The 15,632-nt window shown below is 58.7% G+C and carries 15 protein-coding genes; 10 read left to right on the forward strand and 5 right to left on the reverse strand.

Annotation, left to right across the window (positions count from 1 at the left end):
* Positions 1-113: 113 nt before the first annotated feature.
* The gene (locus L248_RS00770; RefSeq protein WP_040534335.1) at positions 114-1,295 is read right to left on the reverse strand and encodes a toxic anion resistance protein; all 1,182 of its coding nucleotides are present in this window, start codon (positions 1,293-1,295) and stop codon (positions 114-116) included.
* 62 nt (positions 1,296-1,357) lie between these two features.
* The gene (locus L248_RS00775; protein ID WP_051999811.1) at positions 1,358-2,146 is read right to left on the reverse strand and encodes a 5-bromo-4-chloroindolyl phosphate hydrolysis family protein; all 789 of its coding nucleotides are present in this window, start codon (positions 2,144-2,146) and stop codon (positions 1,358-1,360) included.
* Positions 2,147-2,323: 177 nt separating this feature from the next.
* Between L248_RS00775 and L248_RS00780 the strand changes: the two genes are divergently transcribed.
* From L248_RS00780 to L248_RS00825, 10 genes are all read left to right on the forward strand, one after another.
* Positions 2,324-2,917, forward strand: coding sequence for an NUDIX domain-containing protein (locus L248_RS00780; protein ID WP_022528116.1), 594 nt, complete (start codon positions 2,324-2,326; stop codon positions 2,915-2,917).
* Positions 2,907-3,158, forward strand: a complete 252-nt coding sequence (locus L248_RS00785) for a hypothetical protein (RefSeq protein WP_022528117.1) — start codon at positions 2,907-2,909, stop codon at positions 3,156-3,158. Before L248_RS00780 ends, L248_RS00785 begins: the two co-directional genes overlap by 11 nt.
* Before the next feature lie 27 nt (positions 3,159-3,185).
* A complete protein-coding gene (locus L248_RS00790) occupies positions 3,186-3,890 on the forward strand; it encodes a 5'-methylthioadenosine/adenosylhomocysteine nucleosidase (protein ID WP_022528118.1) in 705 nt (234 codons plus the stop codon).
* A gap of 84 nt (positions 3,891-3,974) precedes the next feature.
* The gene (locus tag L248_RS00795; RefSeq protein ID WP_022528119.1) at positions 3,975-5,144 is read left to right on the forward strand and encodes a cysteine desulfurase family protein; all 1,170 of its coding nucleotides are present in this window, start codon (positions 3,975-3,977) and stop codon (positions 5,142-5,144) included.
* Positions 5,145-5,229: 85 nt separating this feature from the next.
* Positions 5,230-5,574 (forward strand): DUF1831 domain-containing protein, encoded by a 345-nt coding sequence (locus L248_RS00800; RefSeq protein WP_022528120.1) that lies wholly within the window; start codon positions 5,230-5,232, stop codon positions 5,572-5,574.
* 80 nt (positions 5,575-5,654) lie between these two features.
* Positions 5,655-6,779 (forward strand): tRNA 2-thiouridine(34) synthase MnmA, encoded by a 1,125-nt coding sequence (gene mnmA / locus L248_RS00805; protein ID WP_425423432.1) that lies wholly within the window; start codon positions 5,655-5,657, stop codon positions 6,777-6,779.
* A gap of 329 nt (positions 6,780-7,108) precedes the next feature.
* Positions 7,109-7,771 (forward strand): histidine phosphatase family protein, encoded by a 663-nt coding sequence (locus tag L248_RS00810; protein WP_022528122.1) that lies wholly within the window; start codon positions 7,109-7,111, stop codon positions 7,769-7,771.
* Between the two features lie 19 nt (positions 7,772-7,790).
* The gene (locus L248_RS14995; protein ID WP_022528123.1) at positions 7,791-8,480 is read left to right on the forward strand and encodes a tetratricopeptide repeat protein; all 690 of its coding nucleotides are present in this window, start codon (positions 7,791-7,793) and stop codon (positions 8,478-8,480) included.
* Entirely contained in the window at positions 8,455-10,980 is a 2,526-nt protein-coding gene (gene recD2, locus L248_RS00820) for an SF1B family DNA helicase RecD2 (RefSeq protein ID WP_051999812.1), read from the forward strand. Before L248_RS14995 ends, recD2 begins: the two co-directional genes overlap by 26 nt.
* Positions 10,980-12,194, forward strand: coding sequence for a GNAT family N-acetyltransferase (locus L248_RS00825; RefSeq protein ID WP_040534158.1), 1,215 nt, complete (start codon positions 10,980-10,982; stop codon positions 12,192-12,194). Before recD2 ends, L248_RS00825 begins: the two co-directional genes overlap by 1 nt.
* A gap of 41 nt (positions 12,195-12,235) precedes the next feature.
* Here L248_RS00825 and L248_RS00830 read toward each other — a convergent pair whose 3' ends face one another.
* From L248_RS00830 to L248_RS00840, 3 genes are all read right to left on the reverse strand, one after another.
* Positions 12,236-13,249, reverse strand: a complete 1,014-nt coding sequence (locus L248_RS00830; RefSeq protein WP_196811972.1) for a diacylglycerol/lipid kinase family protein — start codon at positions 13,247-13,249, stop codon at positions 12,236-12,238.
* Positions 13,250-13,333: 84 nt separating this feature from the next.
* Positions 13,334-15,022, reverse strand: coding sequence for a ribonuclease J1 (rnjA, locus tag L248_RS00835; RefSeq protein ID WP_022528127.1), 1,689 nt, complete (start codon positions 15,020-15,022; stop codon positions 13,334-13,336).
* A 3-nt stretch (positions 15,023-15,025) separates the two neighbouring features.
* The gene (locus L248_RS00840; protein ID WP_022528128.1) at positions 15,026-15,238 is read right to left on the reverse strand and encodes a DNA-directed RNA polymerase subunit epsilon; all 213 of its coding nucleotides are present in this window, start codon (positions 15,236-15,238) and stop codon (positions 15,026-15,028) included.
* Positions 15,239-15,632: the final 394 nt, after the last annotated feature.

A 15,632-nucleotide genomic window follows, 5' to 3' on the forward strand; every position in this document is an offset into this window, starting at 1 on the left:
CAAATCGCCGGCTCTCGCGAACCATTTTCCAAATCCACAATTCAGACCATACGAAAAGAGCCGATGCACACCCCCATCAGGGATGCGCACCGGCCCTTTTTTCTGTCTTAAACTTACACTTCGCGGCGGTTGGTACCGCTGCTGTTGTCGGATTGGTGACCGTGGGTGTAGTTGAGCAATTGGCGCTTGAGATCTTGTTCCATGGAATCGAGCTCCCGTTCAGCACTCTTGCGCTTCTCACGGCCCTCTTGCTGGATCTGCAGCGTCTGGTTCAAGGTTTCTACCAGGTCGTTTTGGGTCTTTTGCAGCGTCTCGATATCGACGACGCCGCGCTCGTTTTCTTTGGCGGTTTCAATCGAAGACATCTTCAACATCTCACTGTTCTTCTTGAGCAGGTCGTTGGTCGTTTGCGACACCTGCCGCTGGGCCGTCACGGCGTTCTTCTGCCGGAGCAGGGTGAGGGCGATGGCGACTTGGTTTTTCCACAGCGGGATGGCCGTATTAATGGAGGCCTGGATCTTTTCGGCCAGCGCCTGGTTCGTATTCTGGATGAGGCGGATTTGAGGGGCTTGCTGCAGGGTGATTTGGCGGGCCAGTTGTAAGTCGTACGTCCGCTTTTCTAGACGGACCTTGAACTGGGTCAAGTCGTTGACCTGCTGCAGCAGCATCTGGTCGCCGCCCGCGGCTTCCGCCTTCTTTTGCATCGCGGGAATCGTTTCTTCCGTCAGCTCCTTGATCTTCAGCTGACCGGCCGCAATGTAAATATTTAAGGCATCGAAGTAGGTCTTGTTCTTTTGGTAGAGTTCTTCGAGGACCCGGTTGTCTGCTAACAAGCCGTTTTTCTCACTGCCCAGCTTCCCGGCAATGCCATCGATTTGAGCGCCAATCTTCTGGTACTTGGCCGTCGTCTCGTAGATCGACTGCTTGACCTTGCCGAACAGGCGGCGGAAGACATTGCTGTCTTCGGCCCGCAGGTCATCAGGATTGGCTTCCTTCAGACGGTACATCAGGTCGGTGAGGGAATCGCCAATGGCCCCGGTGTCCTTGCTTTGAATCTGGTTCAGCATACTTTGAGAAAACTGGCCCAGCTGCTTCTGCGCCGCCGCCCCGTAGTTCATGACGGCTTCCTGGTTATTGATGTCGATTTGGCTGGCCAGCTGGTGGGCTTTTTCCTGTTCTGCTGCCGGGAGTTTGTCAATTAAGGCAACGGCCTCGTCCTTGCTGTCCGCGGTGCCGTTCACCGCTGGGGCCGCAGTTTGCTCGCTGAATGGATCCGCCAGCAGGCCCTCCAGCATATCGTCTTGAGGGGCGTCAGCAGTCGGCTGTGTTTCTTTCTTCGGGTCTTCTGTGCTCACAGTCACTCATCCTTTCCGTCATCCGCCGAATCGCTGCCTGCCGTAGGGTCAGCGGCGGCTGGCGGGGTGTCTGGGTCGGGCGGGGTAGCACCCGCGGGCTTGTCGTGCTCGTGGATAGCCCGCTCGGCCGTCGTCATCTCCGCGTCCATCTCCGAGAGATCCGAGTGAACGAAGGCGGTGTAATCCTTCTGAATCGTCTGGCTGAGCTGGGTGATGACCTCGATGCTCTTGGCCAGGACGGTCCACGTATCTTTAGTCTTGACCTCGTGGTGAGAAATTTCAATATATTTATCCGTTAAGTTCACCAGGCTAGGCAAGTGGCGATACAGGAAATCGCCAGCGCTGGCCAGGTGCAGCGGATCGTCGACGATTGCCTGGAACATGGCTTGGGAGACCCGCACCATGCCGTAGTTCAAGTCGACGGCTTTAAGCTTCGGGCTGCGCTCGACGTTGGCCTGCAGGTGATCGATCTTTTCCTTGGCTTCGGCCATCTGGGCGCGGAAGAAGGTAATGTCCTCGTCGGCCATGCCTAATTTATGGTAATGGGCCTGCATCCGGTTGGTCAGCGGCGGGACGGTGTTGTTTGTCGGCGGCTCGGGACGCCGCTTTTTTCTGAATAAGAAAGCCATAATAATCAACATCACTCCTATTCCGAACAACGGGTGAAAGAGGTGGCGGGGATAGTAGAAACTGCCGCACATCCTCCGGCCAACGGGGGCGAGGACGGCCAGGATGATCATGGCGATCCCGGCAATCCGGACCCAGCCCCACACATGATTTTGGTGGCGCATAAAAAAGCCTCCTAACTGATTCAACAAAATTAGTCTAGCATAGGCAGAGGGGCGCCGGGTCAGGCTAAAGAAGGATTTTCGCCTCCGCCTGGCTTCCGGCCGGGGACCGCATTGAATCTTCGCCGCCAGACCTGCTAGAATAAGACAGCATATGTGTACCCAGAAAGCAGGTAGTCCATGTTCTCGGAAAAAGAAATCGCGCAGTTTAAAGAGACCCAGTTATCAGACAAGACGATTTATGACGGTCATATTCTGTCCCTGCATGTTGAACAAGTGCGTTTGCCCAACGGCCAAACGGCTGAACGGGAAATCATTCACCACCACGGCGCCGTGGCCATGCTGGTGCTGAATGACGCCGGCGCAGGCGCGTTCGTCACCCAGTGGCGGGAGCCCTTACGCCGGCTCTCCGTGGAGATTCCTGCCGGCAAACTGGAGCCAGGTGAAAACGATCCAGATGAAGCCGCCCGCCGGGAGCTGAATGAAGAAATCGGCTATGCCCCGGTGACGCCTTTGCAGCCCGTGACCACATTCTATTCCAGTGTCGGTTATTCAATGGAAAAATTACACCTTTACTTCAGTGACCGCATTGCCCCGGTGGCGCATAAGCGGCCCCTGGACAGCGACGAATTTCTCCAAGTGGACTGGCTGACGCTGGCTCAAGCACAAGCGGCCATGGCGGACGGCCGAATCGTGGACGCTAAGACGGTTACCGCCATCTACTGGTGGGCGCTGCAGCGGGCGACAGGGAGGCTGACCGGCGATGTGGGGTAGAAAGAAAAAGCAGCCGCCCCAAGCGGCGCCGGGGCCGCGAGACGCCTTCAAAGCCCGGGATGCCAAACGCATCGCCGTGGAGAAGGCCTATGCGAAGAAGCAGCGCCAGGAAGCCCGGGCCTTGACCGGGGAGTTAGCCGAGGCCCACAGCCAGCGGCTTAAGCGGCGGTTGAATTGGACCATCGCGGTGCTGGTGATGGCCCTGATTGGTGTTTTTCTGGTGTTATGGTTTGTTGATTAACAATGAAGAGAATGGAGTTTTGTTGACGTGAAAATTGGTGTGTTGTGTGCCATGGAAGAAGAGATCCGGACACTGCGGGCGCAGCTAACAGATGCGGGCCAGGTGACCATCGGAACAAGTGTGTTTGATACGGGGACGATTGCCGGAACGGCGGTCATACTCATTGAAAGCGGTATTGGCAAAGTGCAGGCCGGCATCAATGCGGCCCTGCTGCTGGCGCGGTTTCAACCCGATCTGATCGTCAATACCGGTTCCGCCGGCGGCATCGGCCAGGGCTTAGCCGTGGGCGACGTGGTCATTTCCACGGGTGTCGCCTACCACGACGTGGATCTGACACCGGCAGGCTACCAGCCGGGGCAGCTGCCGCAGATGCCCCAGGTCTTTGCCAGTGATTCGCATTACGCGGCGATGCTGGCCGAAGCGGCCCAGGCGAAGGGTCAAACGATTCGCACCGGCCTGATCGTCAGCGGCGACCAATTCATTGCTTCCCAAGCCCAGATCGACCGCATCAAGGGACTGTTTCCCCAGGCCCTGGCGGTGGAGATGGAGGGTGCGGCGGTGGCGCAAGCCGCCCACGAATTCCAGACGCCCTGCGTGATCATCCGGGCGTTGAGCGACAATGGCGACGAGAATGCCAACGCCAGTTTCGACGAATTCATCGTTGAAGCCGGGCGCCGGTCGGCCGCGGCGTTTCTCTATTTTCTTCAGCACCTGGCCGCTCAGAACGCCTAACCCCTTGCGGGACAAGCGTTCCCGTGATACACTTATTTTTCGTTAGCAGATACTGCTAACGATTTTTTTAGAAAGGAGAGACTTATGACTGAACCTGTATATTTAGATAATGCCGGCACCACGCCGCCATCCCCGGCTGTCATTCAGGCCATCGCCCAGGCCGAACAAGATACTTGGGGCAACGCCAGCTCGACCCACGCTTTTGGCCGGCATGCCAAGCAAGCGCTGGAGAATGCCCGGATCGTCCTGGCCGATTCGATCAACGCCCAACCGGACCAGATCGTGATTACCAGCGGCGGCAGTGAAAGCGACAATACGGCCATCGTGGAGACCGCGCTGGCCCGCCAGCAACTGGGCAAGCACATCATCACGGACCAGATCGAGCACAAGGCAGTCTTGGAGTCGATGCACTACTTAGAGCAGCTCGGCTTTGAGGTCACTTATTTGCCCGTGGACGAAACCGGCCACGTGGCCGTCGCCGATGTGGCCAACGCGCTGCGCGACGATACGATTCTGGTGTCGATCATGGCCGGCAACAATGAGGTGGGCAGTGTCCAGCCGATCCATGCCATCGGCACGCTGCTCCAGGACCACCAGGCCTGGTTCCACACCGATGCGGTGCAGGCGTATGGCTTGACCGACATCGATGTCGTTGCTGACCACATCGACCTCTTGTCGACGTCAGCCCACAAGATCAACGGGCCGAAGTTCATGGGTTTTCTGTACGAGTCTGCCAATGTGCACTTCCGGCCCTTAATTAAGGGAGGCGACCAGGAACACAAGCGCCGTGCCGGTACCGAGAACGTTCCTGGCGTCGTTGGTTTTGCCACTGCCGTGAAAGCATTAACGCCTGCCGTCAAAGCCGCCCGGCAGAAGCAATTTGCCGGGTACAAGCAGACGATCCTGCACGCGTTAGATGCGGCTGGTGTCCGTTACGCTGTCAATGGGTCCCTGGCCCCGACGGAACTCCAGCATGTCCTGAACCTGTGGCTCCCCGGCGTGGCGACGGATGCCCTGCTGGTCAAGTTGGATTTGGCCGGCTATGCGGTATCCGGCGGTTCTGCCTGCACGGCCGGCAGCCTTGAGCCGTCCCACGTGCTGACCGCCATGTTCGGGGCAGACAGCCCCCGCGTCAAGGAGTCGGTGCGGATCAGCTTCGGCAGTGTGAACACTCCCGAGCAGATCCAGGCTTTTGCCGCCGCACTGGCCCAGATTGCCCAGCGCACCCAAGCCCAGCCGGCCGCGGCCCGCTGATGGTTTTCTCATTGGTGCCGCTATCAACGGAGCCGCGTTCCATGGTATCCTTAATGGTGACTATGGCAGAAAGGCGTGTTGAACAATGGCAATTAAACCAGTAGCAAAAGTAACCGGAGACAGCGTCAGCTACAAACTGTCCGCCGGCATCAAGCGGTATGCCTTAATGGACGTGGGCTTCCAAGAGACCCGCGCGGGGAACTTTCAGTATGACCGGTCGCTGAGTACGGAGGGCCCTTACTCGCCGTCATTCCGGCTGAAGATCACGATCGCCAAGGACTTTTCGGGGCTGCAAATGACCACCACCGATGTGTCCGGTTTGCGGGCCGTGAACATTTTTCAGAAGAAAGAGACCCAGGGCGCCGTGGAACAGTATCATTTCTTGATCGATAATTTGATCGAACGGGACATCCTAGAGCCCGTCAAGTAACTAAAGCATAGCGAGCGTAACGTTTTGCGACCTTCAAATCGTGGAAATGTTTCGTATTCCCAGAAAAGATGGTGTTTTTATTGACCAAACCAAACGCTCAGACCCGCATTGTCGTGGGTATGTCCGGGGGTGTCGACTCGTCCGTCAGCGCCCTGCTGCTGAAGCAGCAAGGCTACGACGTGGTCGGTGTCTTCATGAAGAATTGGGACGACAGCGACGATGATGGGGTATGTACCGCGACCCAGGACTACGAGGACGTCGCCAAGGTGGCGGCGAAGATCGGTATTCCCTATTATTCAGTGAACTTTGAGAAAGAGTATTGGGACCGGGTGTTCCAGTACTTTCTGCAAGAATACAAGGCCGGACGGACGCCGAACCCGGACGTGATGTGCAACAAGGAGATCAAGTTCAAGGCCTTCTTGGAGTATGCGGACGAGTTGGACGCTGACTACATCGCCATGGGTCATTATGCCCAAAAGCGGGTGGACGCCGATGGCACTGCCCACATGCTCCGGGGCGCCGATGGCAACAAGGACCAGACTTACTTCTTGTCCCAGATCAGCCAGCAGCAGCTGGCTAAAGCTATCTTCCCCATTGGCCACTTGGAGAAACCTGAAGTGCGCCGCATTGCGGAGGAGGCCGGCTTAGCGACCGCCCACAAGAAGGATTCCACCGGCATCTGCTTCATCGGCGAGCGCAACTTCCGCCACTTCTTGAGCGAGTTCCTGCCCGCTCAGCCTGGCCATATGGAGACGCCGGACGGTACCGTCATTGGCGAGCATACCGGCCTCATGTACTACACGATCGGCCAGCGTTCCGGCCTCGGCCTGGGCGGTAACGGCACGTCCAACGAGCCTTGGTTCGTGGTCGGCAAGGACTTGAAGAAAAACGTTCTGTACGTCGACCAAGGCTTCCACAACGCCCACTTGTACGCCACCTCGCTGACGGCCACCGGGACGACGTTCATCGCGCCCAATACCCGGGGGACGGACTTCCGCTGCACAGCAAAGTTTCGCTACCGCCAGCCGGACGTCAGCGTCACCGTCCACCTGCAAGACGACGGCGGCATGACCGTGGACTTCGATGAGCCGGTCCGGGCCATTACCCCCGGCCAGGCCGTTGTGCTTTACGACGGCGACGAGTGCTTGGGCGGGGCCACGATCGACCACGCTTACGCCAAGACTCGTGAGCTGCAATACGTCTAAACTCTTTTTCTAGGGCTGGGTCAATACGCCCTTTCCCGTCACTCTGAGTGCCAACGCGCAGCGTGCGGAGGCAAAATAGGCCCACCCCGTTCCAGTTCCATTTGTGGCGTTCCGCGCTAAACGGGCGCCGCCGAGCAGAAGCGAGTGCATCAGACAGAGCGGTCCAAAAACTCCAGTGCGGGTTTTCGGACCGCTTTGTCTTATGCTTACGCTTCTTCCGCTCGGCTCCGCCCTCTAACCGTCGGCCTCCACCCTCTGTTCGTTTTTGGGCCGCGCGATGTCTGCTATAATGAGAGACAAGCAGCTCAAACGAAGGAGTATTCTTGTGCATGACAGAATTGTATTTTATTCGGCACGGTAAAACGAAGTGGAACCTGGAAGGGCGTTACCAAGGCGGGCACGGTGATTCACCGCTGCTGCCGGAGAGTTATGCGGATATTGAGAAGCTGGCGCATTTCTTGGCCGCTCACCGCTACCAGGCGCTCTACACCAGCCCGTTGCCTCGAGCGAAGATGACCGCCATCTTTCTTCAGGAACAACTGGCCCAGACTTTCCCCATCTATATTGATGACGGCTTGCGCGAGTTTAACTTGGGCAAGATGGAGGGGATGCACTTCCGCGACGTGGAGCGGCGCTTCCCGCAACAAATTGCGGCTTTCCGCTCGGCCCCGGCCCAGTATGACCCGCGACCGATCCAGGGCGAGACGTTCCCCCAAGTCATTCAGCGGATGCGCGGCGTGGTGGCCAAAGCCATCAAGCGGGACCGCACCGGCCACGCCCGCATCCTCTTCGTGAGCCACGGGGCGGCGCTGACCGCGTTGATCCAGTCGCTGCTGGGCACGCCCTTGGCGGATATTCGCAAGCAGGGTGGACTGACCAACACCTCGACGACGATCATTACCACCGCCGACGCCGGGCAGACGTTCCAGCTGGTCAAGTGGAACGAGACCAGTTACCTGCACCGCTCGTTGAGTAAGACCGACACGATTTAAGACAGAAAGGAGCCTGGGCATGGCGACAAAGAACCAACCGGCATTGACAGACAAGGACCGCGTGGCCGCCCGCGTCCATGCACTGGTCCAACAGATCGACCAAAACCCGCGGGACAAAAAAGCGATGATTGCCTTGGCTCACTTGCTGGTGCAGCAGGGTGCTCCCGACCAGGCGGCGGCCTTGCTGACGAAGGGCCTGGCGGTGCTGCCGGGGGACGATCTGCTGCAATACAACTTAGCCGCCGTCGCGGTCAGCCAGGGGGATGCGGAGACAGCCCAAAAACTGCTTGCCCAAGTGCACGACCCAGCGCTGGCTGCTGACAAAGCGTACACCACCGCTCAGCTTTATTTTGCCCAAAAGCAGTATCCGCGGGCGTTGGCCTTTGCCCTCACTGCCGTAGATCATGCTCCCAACGATGCCCAGTACCAGCTGCTGTACGGGGATATTTTGAGTGCCCTGGAGAACTGGCCCCTGGCCGTCCAGGCCCTGCAGCAAGCAGCTGCCCTGGCCCCGGCGGCGTACAAGCCGCATTTTGATCTTGGTGTCGCACTGCTGGGCCAGGGGGATACTGCCGGCGCTAAGGCGGCGTTGGCTCGGGCCCGGCATCTGGATCCCGCCCGTTACCAGCAGCAGGCGGCCTTGTTCCGGGACATCGGCCGCCTGGTGAAGGGGGGCCCAGCCGATGACCAGTCAGCGCCCAGCGACTGAAGAGGCGTCTGTCACCGGACAGGTGATGAGTATTTTCTTCCAGAATCCTACCAATTACTACAAGATCATTCTGCTGCACATCGAGAAGATCTCGGTGCCCTGGTCCGATAGTGAAATTGTCGTGACGGGGACCTTCGGGGCGGTGAAGGAGGACGACACGCTGATCTGTTACGGCCATCTGGTCAACCACCCCAAGTACGGCCGCCAGTTCGCGGCGGAGCGGTATGAACAGCCGGCCCCGTCCACTGAGGCCGGACTTGTCGCCTACCTCGCCGAGAAACAGTTCAAAGGCATCGGCCCCAAGACGGCCCAGCGCATTGTGGACCGGCTGGGGGAGAACGCCATCACCAAGATCATTCAAGACCCGACCGCGTTGACCGGCCTGGGCCTGCCCAACCAAGTGCAGACCGACCTGGTCAGTACGCTGAAGCAGACTTACGGCATGGAACGGGTGATGCTCCAGCTGAACGCCTGGCACATTCCCAGCCGGCTGGCCAGTGCCATTTATCAGAAATACCAGGGCGAGACCCTGACCAAGCTGGCGGAGGACCCGTACCGCTTGGTCAGCGACGTCACCGGTATTGGGTTCCGCCGGGCAGACGAGATTGCTGCCGCCCAGGACTTCACGGCGGCCGATCCGCACCGTGTGCGCAGTGCCATTCGGGCGGCTTTCGACCGGTTGAACAACGCCGATGGGGCCGTGTATACCGACGTCGCCACGCTGCTGCCCTTGACGCAGCACGTTCTCAGTGAGGGTGTGTTGTTCCCGGTCCCCGACGTGGCGGCCATCACCGCCGTCCTCAAAGCAATGGTCCAGGACAAGACCATCGTCAGTGAACACCAGCGGCTGTATCTGACGCCGTACTACGAGGCCGAATGGCAGATTGCCAGCGGGCTGACCAAACTGGCCCAGGCAGACATCCACGCCGACTGGGGGATGAAGAAAGTGGCCGCGGCCGTGACCCAGGTCGCCAAAAATATTGGGGTCACATACGATACCAGCCAGTCCGCCGCACTGACCACCGCGCTGACCCAGCCGGTTTTCCTGCTGACAGGCGGTCCCGGTACAGGCAAGACCACGGTGATCCGCGGCTTGATTGGCGCGTATGCGCAGCTGCACCACGTGTCGCTGGACCCGGCCGATTATACGGATACGCCTTTTCCCATTCAGCTGGCAGCGCCGACTGGCCGGGCCGCTAAGCGGATGAGCGAGCTGACCGGTTTGCCGGCGGGCACCATTCACCGGCTGCTGGGGCTGACTGGCCGCGACCCAGGGGAGATGTTTACACCGCCCAGTCCGGTCAGTGCCCAGCTGGTGATCATTGACGAAATGTCCATGGTGGACATGTTTTTGTTCCGCCAGCTGATTAAAGCGTTGACCCCAGGTACCCAGCTCGTGCTGGTGGGAGATAAGGACCAGCTGCCGTCGGTGGGACCAGGCCAGGTCTTTGCGGACCTGCTCAGCAGTCAGACACTGCCGGCCGCTTTTCTTACTAAAATCCACCGCCAGGCGGCGGGGTCCTCCATCGTGCAGATGGCCCACGACGTCAACGACGGCTTGGTGCCCCCGGACTTGTTCACCAACCATGCCGACCGCAGCTTCTTCCGGGTGGCCGCTGAACAAGTACCGAACGTCGTCGGCCAGATTGTCGCCAAGGCGGCGAAAAAGTTCGACCCGCTCGACATTCAAGTGTTGGCGCCCATGTACCGCGGACCGGCGGGAGTCACCCATTTGAACGATGTCTTGCAGGACGTGCTGAACCCCGCGACCCCAGAGAATTCTAAGGAGATCGTCGTCGGGACAACGCATTACCGCATTGGCGACAAGGTGCTGCAGCTGGTCAACGATCCCGAACACAATGTCTTCAATGGTGAGATTGGCAAGATTACGTCGTTGACGCCGGCCAAGCAAGACCCCAAACACCAAGATAAGCTGACGGTGGCCTATGATGAGACCGAGGTCACTTACGACCGCAGCGACTTCAATAACATTACCCGGGCGTACTGTACGACGATCCACAAGGCCCAGGGGAGCGAATTTCCCCTGGTCATTCTGCCGGTCGTCCACGAGTATGGCCGGATGCTGGAACGCAACCTGCTCTATACGGCGATTACCCGGACGGAGAAGCTGCTGATTTTGGTCGGTGAAGAGTCGGCCGTCACGGCCGCGATCGATCGGCCTGGTGCACGGCGAGCAACGACGCTTGACCAGCGGCTGCTGGCCCAGGCCCACAACGGGGCGGGCCAAGCAACTGCTGCCCAACCGGCGTCCGACCAAGCGGTTCAAAGCGCGTCCCCGGCTGAGCCCGCCGACCAGTCGGCCAGTTCTGCAGCGGTTGCGGGGACATCGGCTGCTCCGGAACGACCGGCACCGCCCTTGACCTACGCCATGATTCTGCAGCACCGCATCGATCCGATGATTGGGATGACCGGGGTCACGCCCGCGCAATTCATGCCGGGCCATACACCGACTGAGCAAGCACAAGAAGAGGAAGGATAATGATGGACGAGATACGCGACCAACTGGAGATCCGCCCCGTGACAGTGCATGAGGTGGATCAATACAACGATTTACTGCGCTATGTCTTCCAAGTCACCGATCAAGAGTTGGTGGACAGCGGTTATGAATCTGGCGAGATTGTTCGGGCCAAGCTCCCGGTAATCAAAGAATCCGACGTGATCGGCTGGTTCAAGGGCGATGAGCTGGTCAGTTCCATGGCCATCTACCCTTGTACCGTCAATATCCACGGCGTTCTCTATGCGATGGCCGGACTGACCGGCGTCGGCACCTATCCGGAATATTCCGGCCACGGCCTGATGCACGACTTGATTAAGGTCGGATTGAACCACATGCGCGCCCACAAGCAGTGGATCTCCTTCCTGTACCCGTATTCCATTCCGTTTTACCGGAAGAAAGGGTGGGAGATTATTTCTGACCACCTGACCTTCGATGTCCGCGATACCCAGCTGCCCCAGCATGAAGAAGTGCCGGGCCATGTGGAACGGGGTGAGATCGACGATCCCGACGTCTTCAAGACATACGACCGCTTCGCCCACCAGACCCACGGCGCAATGATCCGCAACCAGCTGAACTGGGACGAGTACTGGCGCTGGGAGAACGAGGAAGAGCGCTTCGTCGGGATCTATTACGACCACGATGAGCAGCCCACCGGGTACGTGATGTACTGGATTGCCGACGAGATCTTCCACGTCAAAGAAATGATCTACCTGAACCAGGAAGCCCGCATCGGGTTGTGGGACTTCATCGGTGCCCACTTCTCGATGATCACCCACGTCCGCGGCAATATCTACAAGGATGAACCGTTGGCTTTCTTACTGGACGACGGCGACATTAACGAGACAATCAAACCCTATTTCATGGGCCGCATCGTGGATGTGGCGGAGTTTTTGAAACGGTTCCCGTTTGAGCAAGGGGCTGCCCCGCTGCATTTCGACATCACCGACCCGTTAGCGGATTGGAACAACGGCACCTTTGGTATTTACTGGGAGAAAGACGGCCGTGTCCATGTGACCCGCCGGCCGGTGGGGGAGCGGGTAGCCTGCGACGTGCAAACGCTGACGACGATGCTGATGAGTTATAAGCGGCCCTCCTACTTAGCCCAAATTGAACGGTTGACCGCTTCGAAGAGTGCGTTGAAGCAGCTGGAGCAGATTATTCCCCAGCAGACCCCGTATTTTTCCGATTATTTCTAAAAAAAGCACGAAAAAAGATCCCTCGCGAGGGATCTTTTTGATTACAGTATTTGGTTATCACGAAGTGGGAGCCAAAAGGGTTGGTGGCACACGTCAAACGAGAAATCATAGATGTGTTCGCCCATAATCTCGCCGTCTTCTTGACCAAACTCCGGGGCGCCGAAGGTCAAATCAACTTTGGCGGTGACATAGTGGTGGGCTCGCTTGCGTTTGAGGTGGGAGTGAAACAGGACCATCAAGGCAAAGAGACCGAAGAATTGCAGCAGGCTGGTCCTTTCTAACACCACCAGATCCAACTTGCCATCCCGCATCGAAGCGTGGGGGGCGACGGTGATACCGCCGCCGAAGAAGGGATGATTCGTGGTGGTTACCAGGCAGGCATTCTGGAAGCGGGCGGTGCCTTGGTCGGTGTGGACTCGGACAGAAAAGGCCCGCTGCTTGAAGAGGGCGCCGAAAAAATGCACTGGGTACGCCAACCCGCCGAGGTGGATCCGGTTGAGGGCCCGTTTAATGCGGGAGTCGTTAGTCGTGGAGACAATGCGGCCGTCGAAGCCGACGCCCACGTTGTTCGTAAAATACTCTTCCCGCTGGTGACGGTGATCAACGTAGTGGCCGATGTCCAGGGTCTGCGGCGCGGTCACTGCGAGGACCATCTCCAGGGCCTTCTCCGGGTCCTGGGGCAGGGCGACGGCCCGGGCAAAATCGTTGCCGGAACCGGCGGGCACGTAAGCGATGGGCAGCGGCACGAGCGATGCGTCATCCCGGACGGCGGATTGGACGCCGTTCACGGTCTGGTGGAGCGTGCCGTCGCCGCCGATCACCAAGAGGATGGTCTGCCGGTCGGGGCGGGGCTGTTCGCTGCGGGTCAAGGCCCGAGCCAGGATTGTGGTGTGCCCAGGGTATTCTGATTCATAAACTTGGAACGACACCGCGGCTTTTTCCAGCAGCTTGCGGATCGTGGGCCAAGCCTTGCCGGTGTTGCCGTTGCCGGCAAAGGCATTCACCAGGACGGCATAATGCCGGGGCACCGCGGTACTGGACTGTGCTTGCGCCAATTCGGTCAACCTTTCTCCACCCCCGCCGGGGAAAATGACAAACAAAAGCCAACCAGTCTCGCGACCGGTTGGCAGTGCGGCCCGTTACGCCTTCGCGTTCACCAGCATGGGCAGAATCATCGGATGCCGCTCAGTCTTGGTGAAAAGGAAGTCTTGCAAGGTGTCAGTGATGGCGTCACGGATGGCGCCCTCAGTAGGCGGTGTATCGCCCTTGAACGTGGTCCGGATGGCCCGGAAGACGCGGCGCTGGGCCTGGCTGATCAGCTCACCGGACTCCCGCATGTACACGAAACCGCGGGACAGGATGTCCGGGCCGGCGAGAATGTCGCCGTGCTGGTAGTCGATCGTTGCCACGACCACGACTAAGCCTTCTTCGGACAAGACGCGGCGGTCCTTCAAGACCATGCTGCCGACATCGCCAACACCGCTGCCGTCAACATAGACGTCATCGGCGGCGAAGTGTCCGGCAATACGGGCGGAATCCTTGGTCAGGGCCAAGACATCGCCGTTCTCCATAATGAACGAACGGTCCTTGGGTACCCCGCAAAGTTCTGCCAAGTCGGTATGAATCCGCAGCATTCGGTATTCGCCGTGAATCGGCATGAAGTACTCCGGCTTCATCAGCCGCAGCATCAGTTTCTGCTCTTCCTGACCGCCGTGACCAGACGTGTGCACGTTGTTGACCTTGCCGTGAATGACATGGGCGCCGGCTTCTTCCAACAGATTGATCGTGTGGTTGACACTGGTCGTGTTCCCCGGAATGGGGTTGGAAGAAAAGACGACGGTGTCGCCGGGCTGAATGTGGATCTGCCGGTGAGTGCCGGCAGCGATGCGGGACAGGGCAGCCATTGGCTCACCCTGCGAGCCGGTGCAGAGAATCAATACTTTATTCGCCGGCAGGTGATTCAAGGTGTTCACGTCGACCATGGCGTCGTCGGGAATGTGCAGGTAGCCCAGCTCCCGGCCGTTGACCATCGCCGCTTCCATGCTGCGGCCGAAGACGGCGATTTTGCGGCCGTTGGCCATGGCGGTTTCGCTGGCCTGGGCAATCCGCGAGATGTTTGAGGCGAAGGTGGCGAAGATGATTCGGCCTTCGATTTTCTCAAAGATATGACGTAAGGAATTGCCGACAAAGCGTTCCGACTTGGTGAACGTGGGAATCTCCGCGTTGGTCGAGTCGGACATCAAGAGCAAGACACCCTCGGAGCCCAGCTTTGCCATCCGCTGCAAGTTCGGCGCCGGCTGGTCGCCCACCGGGGTCAAGTCAAACTTGTAGTCCCCGGTCTGAATGATAATCCCTTGCGGCGTGTGCACCGCCACCCCTAAAGTATCAGGAATGGAGTGGGTGGTCCGGAAGAAAGTGACACTCAACTTGCGGAACTTGAGCTCGGAATCCTCGTTCAACTCGTGCAGCTCGGTCGTGCGCAGCTGATTGTGTTCTTCCAGCTTGCTCTTGATCAGCGCCAAGGCCAGCGGCCCGGCATAGATAGGAATCTCCGGCAGCTGCTGCAGCAGGAACGGGATGCCGCCAATGTGGTCTTCATGGCCGTGGGTGATGACCAGCGCTTTGATCTTCGACCGGTTCTTCACCAGGTATTGGTAGTCAGAAATGACGTAATCCACGCCCAGCAGATCGTCTTCCGGGAACTTGATCCCCGCATCGATGACGACGATCTCGTCCTGGAATTGGATGCCGTACATATTTTTACCGATTTCGCCGAGTCCCCCAATGGCAAAAACGGCAACTTCATTATTCTTGATATGAATGGCCATACATTAAAACTCCGTCAATTTGAAGTCCGGGCTCTTCTGCTCGTATTCCAAATGGTTGCCGGTCAGCTCTTGGATGAGTTCGATGTTGTAGGGGGTGTTTTTCTCCACAAGCTGGCGTGCTGCGACGGCGTTGTCCGCCTCTAAATACAGGGTGTGGGTCGTCTCCCGGCGGGGAGTCTGAGCCATATCCGGTTGGTACAGTACTTTAAAAATCATAAAAACAAATCTCCTTCAATTAACTTCAATTCCGCACATGAGGTTGATGCAAAGCACCAGCGATTAAAGAAAATTGTAGCATAATTCAAGGGTGGCGCCAAGTACAGAGGGCGGAGCCGAGCGGTTAGGCCGCCCAGGCTAAGCGGCCGCAACACCGAAAGCCCTGGGCTTGGGCTTTTGGTGTTGTGGTCCTTAGCCTGTGGCGGCCTGCTCGGCGGAGCCCGTTTATGGGGGGGTGGAGGGCATTTTATGGGTTGACCCGGGGGCCCGGCGATTTGGGCCGATACGGCGTTGCGCTTCGCGCGTCCGCCTCGTGGCCCGGGAGATGATTCGCGATACCCGGCGATTTGGGCCCTCCGGCTGGCTGGGCGTGGAACGTGGCCGGCACAGCTTT

The sequence above is a fragment of the Schleiferilactobacillus shenzhenensis LY-73 genome (genome assembly GCF_000469325.1).
Classification (GTDB): domain Bacteria; phylum Bacillota; class Bacilli; order Lactobacillales; family Lactobacillaceae; genus Schleiferilactobacillus; species Schleiferilactobacillus shenzhenensis.

Bases quoted from the DNA above. Each gene is read 5' to 3' on its own strand.
- L248_RS00770 (WP_040534335.1), bottom strand. From the start codon at position 1,295: ATGCTGGAGGGCCTGCTGGCGGATCCATTCAGCGAGCAAACTGCGGCC.
- L248_RS00775 (WP_051999811.1), bottom strand. From the start codon at position 2,146: ATGCGCCACCAAAATCATGTGTGGGGCTGGGTCCGGATTGCCGGGATC.
- L248_RS00780 (WP_022528116.1), top strand. From the start codon at position 2,324: ATGTTCTCGGAAAAAGAAATCGCGCAGTTTAAAGAGACCCAGTTATCA.
- L248_RS00785 (WP_022528117.1), top strand. From the start codon at position 2,907: ATGTGGGGTAGAAAGAAAAAGCAGCCGCCCCAAGCGGCGCCGGGGCCG.
- L248_RS00795 (WP_022528119.1), top strand. From the start codon at position 3,975: ATGACTGAACCTGTATATTTAGATAATGCCGGCACCACGCCGCCATCC.
- L248_RS00800 (WP_022528120.1), top strand. From the start codon at position 5,230: ATGGCAATTAAACCAGTAGCAAAAGTAACCGGAGACAGCGTCAGCTAC.
- L248_RS00810 (WP_022528122.1), top strand. From the start codon at position 7,109: ATGACAGAATTGTATTTTATTCGGCACGGTAAAACGAAGTGGAACCTG.
- L248_RS14995 (WP_022528123.1), top strand. From the start codon at position 7,791: ATGGCGACAAAGAACCAACCGGCATTGACAGACAAGGACCGCGTGGCC.
- recD2 (WP_051999812.1), top strand. From the start codon at position 8,455: ATGACCAGTCAGCGCCCAGCGACTGAAGAGGCGTCTGTCACCGGACAG.
- L248_RS00825 (WP_040534158.1), top strand. From the start codon at position 10,980: ATGATGGACGAGATACGCGACCAACTGGAGATCCGCCCCGTGACAGTG.
- rnjA (WP_022528127.1), bottom strand. From the start codon at position 15,022: ATGGCCATTCATATCAAGAATAATGAAGTTGCCGTTTTTGCCATTGGG.
- L248_RS00840 (WP_022528128.1), bottom strand. From the start codon at position 15,238: ATGATTTTTAAAGTACTGTACCAACCGGATATGGCTCAGACTCCCCGC.